This window comes from Streptomyces albidus (ex Kaewkla and Franco 2022), from assembly GCF_013870515.1.
GTDB lineage: Bacteria > Actinomycetota > Actinomycetes > Streptomycetales > Streptomycetaceae > Streptomyces > Streptomyces albidus.
On the sequence record NZ_JACBXA010000376.1, the window covers coordinates 1 to 3943 of the forward strand.

4 protein-coding genes are annotated in these 3943 nt (G+C 70.1%); all 4 read left to right on the forward strand.

Annotated elements, in window-relative coordinates; all coding sequences use genetic code 11:
- Nucleotides 1–760, forward strand: a 760-nt coding sequence (locus tag H5J26_RS29120; RefSeq protein ID WP_181768961.1) for an IMP dehydrogenase, incomplete at its 5' end; no start/stop codon positions are given.
- A 136-nt stretch (nucleotides 761–896) separates the two neighbouring features.
- Nucleotides 897–1622: a class I SAM-dependent methyltransferase gene (locus H5J26_RS29125; RefSeq protein WP_181768962.1), complete on the forward strand. Its 726-nt coding sequence runs from the start codon at nucleotides 897–899 to the stop codon at nucleotides 1620–1622.
- A gap of 138 nt (nucleotides 1623–1760) precedes the next feature.
- Complete coding sequence (locus tag H5J26_RS29130; protein WP_181768963.1) at nucleotides 1761–3254, forward strand: amino acid permease; 1494 nt, start codon at nucleotides 1761–1763, stop codon at nucleotides 3252–3254.
- Between the two features lie 10 nt (nucleotides 3255–3264).
- Nucleotides 3265–3720 (forward strand): Lrp/AsnC family transcriptional regulator, encoded by a 456-nt coding sequence (locus H5J26_RS29135; RefSeq protein ID WP_181768964.1) that lies wholly within the window; start codon nucleotides 3265–3267, stop codon nucleotides 3718–3720.
- Nucleotides 3721–3943: the final 223 nt, after the last annotated feature.

Genomic DNA, 3943 nt, shown 5'->3' on the forward strand with positions numbered 1-3943 from the left:
CGTCGCGGGCAAGGCGCAGGCGCTGCTCGAAGCCGGCGTCGACACCCTCGTCGTGGACACGGCGCACGGTCACCAGGAGCGCATGATCGACGCACTGCGGGCGGTGCGCGCCCTCGACCCCCGAGTGCCCGTCGTCGCCGGGAACATCGTGGCCGCCGACGGTGTGCGCGACCTGATCGAGGCGGGCGCCGACATCGTCAAGGTCGGCGTCGGACCGGGCGCCATGTGCACCACGCGGATGATGACCGGAGTCGGCCGCCCGCAGTTCTCCGCCGTCCTCGAATGCGCCGCCGAGGCACGCAAGTTCGGCAAGCACGTGTGGGCCGACGGCGGAGTGCGGCATCCCCGCGACGTCGCCATGGCGCTGGCGGCGGGTGCCTCCAACGTGATGATCGGGTCGTGGTTCGCCGGTACGTACGAGTCGCCGGGCGACATTCAGCAGACCGCCGACGGGCGTACGTACAAGGAGTCCTACGGCATGGCCTCGGCCCGTGCCGTTCGCAACCGCACCAGCGAGGAGTCGGCCTACGACCGCGCCCGCAAGACCCTCTTCGAGGAGGGCATCTCCACGTCGCGGATGTTCATCGACCCGGTGCGTCCCGGTGTCGAGGACGTCATCGACGCGATCATCGCGGGCGTGCGCTCCTCGTGCACGTATGCCGGTGCGGCCTCTCTCGCGGAGTTCGAGGAGAAGGCCGTCGTGGGTGTTCAGAGCGCCGCGGGATACGCGGAAGGCAAGCCCCTGCACGCCAGTTGGTGACCGGCCAGGGCCCCCGACGCCGTCCGGGGCCCTGCTCCGGACCGCCGGGTGCCTGCGGCTGTCGTGAAACCGACGGTCGCCTTCGCGCTGAACCGAATCTCTACCCGAGGTGCCGCGCGAGTGCTGCGATGCGGTCATGACGACCTTCACGCGTGACGACCACAGGGGCACCGGGCCCGGCGAGTTCACCCCCGACGGCTGCTCGGTGCAGATGTACGCCCGCCTCCCCGACAACGGCGAGACCGAGATCATCGCCGGCGCCGTCCCGTCCGGCGCCGCAGTCCTCGAACTCGGCGCGGGTGCAGGCCGGATGACCCGGCCGCTTCTCGCACGGGGCTTCCACGTCACCGCCGTCGACGAGTCCCCCGCGATGCTGGAGCAGATCGAGGGCACGGGCGCGGTCACCGTACGTTCGACGATCGAGGACCTGGATCTGGACGCCCGGTTCGACGTGGTGACGCTGACCTCCTTCCTCGTCAACACGGCGGACGAGGCGCTGAGGGCGCGGCTGCTGCGTACCTGCCTCCGGCACGTCGCGGCGGACGGCTGCGTGGTCATCCAGCGCGAACCCGACGGCAGGAACGAGAAGTTGAAGCCCGGCGTCGCCTGGAGCAGGGAGGGCATGACCATCTCGATCGTCTCGATCGAACCCGTGGGGGAGGGGGTCTCCAGGACCTGCATCGGCTACGCCTTCGAGGACGCGCAGTGGACGCAGACCTTCTACTCGCACAACCTCAGCACCTCCCGCTTCGAAGCGGCGCTCTCCGATGCCGGGCTCACTGTCGACGCCTATCTCACCGACGACCGCTCCTGGGTGCGCGCACGGCCCGCCGACGACGGCCGCGGGCCCGCCACCCCCTAGGCCTGAACGATTCGCCCCGGTGGGCCTCCAGCACGCAACGGATCGCCGCAGACGCGCAAAGAACCCGCATTACACAGCGGTGTCACCAGCTCGTAGGGTCGTGCGCTGAAAGTGATCAACAGCTAGGAGGCCGCTGCCGTGTTGGATCAGGGCGCAGGTCCGCCCGTCCCCGAAACCCCTCGCAGGCCGTCGGGCACCGGCGCGCGGCTGATGCGTCGCAAGCCCGTGGAGTTGCTCGTCGCGGAGGGCGGACAGGGCGCAGGCGGAGACCTGCGCCGCAGCCTCGGGCTGTGGCAGCTGACGATGATCAGCATCGGGGCGACGCTCGGCACGGGCATCTTCGTCGTACTCGGCGAAGCCGTGCCGGACGCGGGTCCCGCAGTCACCGTCTCCTTCCTCATCGCGGGGCTGACCGCGTTGTTCTCGGCGCTGTCCTACGCCGAACTGGCCGGCAGCATCCCCGTGGCCGGCTCCTCCTACTCCTACGCCTACGCCACCTTGGGCGAACTGGTGGCCTGGGTGTGCGGATGGTGCCTGCTGCTGGAGTACGGCGTATCCGTCGCGGCGGTCGCCGTCGGATGGGGCCAGTACATCGACGAACTGCTGCAAGGCACCCTCGGCGTGAACCTCCCGCAGGCGCTCTCCGCCCCGCCGGGTGAAGGAGGGCTCTTCAACGTCCCCGCGCTCCTCGTCGTGCTTCTCGCCATGGTCTTCCTGCTCGGCGGCGCGAAGGAGAGCGCCCGTGCCAACACCGTCATGGTGGTGGTGAAGATCCTGGCCCTGCTGCTCTTCTGCGCCGTGGCGGCCGCGGGCATCCGGGAGGGGAACTACCGGCCGTTCATGCCGATGGGCATGGCCGGAGTCAGCGCGGCAGGCGCCACCCTCTTCTTCTCCTACATCGGGTTCGACGCGGCATCCACGGCGGGGGAGGAGGCCAAGAACCCGCAACGCGACCTGCCACGCGCCATCCTGCTCTCACTCGTGCTGGTCACCGTGCTCTACTGCCTGGTCGCCGCCGTCGCGGTCGGCGCCCTGCCCTGGCGGAAGTTCGAGGGCAGCGAGGCGGCCCTGGCCGGCATCCTGCACAGCGTCACCGGAGCAGACCTGTGGCCCACGCTCCTCGCCTTCGGCGCCGTCGTGGCGATCGCGTCCGTCGTGCTGACCGTGCTGTACGGACAGACCCGCATCCTGTTCGCCATGTCCCGCGACGGACTGGTGCCGGCGGTCTTCTCCAAGGTCCACCCGCGCAGCGGCGCACCGCGGGCCAACACCGTCATCGTCTCGCTCTTCTGCGGCGCCCTCGCCGCGGCCGTGCCGCTCGGCCGTCTCGCCGACGCCACCAGCATCGGGACCCTCTTCGCCTTCGGTCTGGTCAACATCGCCGTGATCGTGCTGCGCCGGACCCGCCCCACGATGAGGCGGTCCTTCCGCGTCCCGGCCTCACCGCTCCTGCCCCTGGTCGGGCTCGGCCTGTGTCTGTGGATGATGTTCAGCCTCGACGCCGTGACCTGGGTCGTCTTCGGCGCCTGGATGGCGGCGGGCACTGTGGTCTACTTCGCGTACGGGATGCGCCGCTCCCGGCTGACGACCGCGGACGACTCCCCGTCCAAGCCCGCGAGCACGGAGGAGTGACCGACCCGCAGTGCCTCTGAACGAGCTCGACGAACGCATCGTCCACGTCCTCGCCGAGGACGCCCGCCGCTCCTACGCCGACATCGGAGCCGAGGTCGGCCTCTCCGCCCCCGCCGTCAAGCGCCGCGTGGACCGCCTGCGGGAGCAGGGCGCCATCACCGGGTTCACCGTCCGGGTGGACCCGGCGGCGCTGGGCTGGGAGACCGAGGGCTACATCGAGATGTACTGCCGCTCCAAGACCTCGCCCGAAGACATCCGAAGGGCCCTGGCCCGCTACCCGGAGGTCGCCTCCGCGTCCACCGTCACCGGCGAGGCCGACGCCGTGGTGCAGGTCTTCGCCTCCGACATGCGCCACTTCGAGCAGGTGCTGGAGCGCATCGCGGGGGAGGCGTTCGTGGAACGGACCAAGTCCGTACTGGTCCTCTCGCCGCTGCTGCGCCGCTACACCGCGGGGGCGCCGCGCTGAGCGGACGGTCCTCCTGCACCAGGTCGCGCAACGAATCACCGTTGCCGCTGAGAAAGGCGCAACGAAACGTGTCCTGATGCGCAATGGATGCGTCTTGTCCGCCGATGTGCCGGACCGTACGGTCGAAGCGTTACCCCGCACATCCGTACACCTGTACGCCCAGATCTTCCTCAGAGGTTCCATGACGTCGCTGTGCGTCGCGCTGCACCAGGGCCCCGGCGGT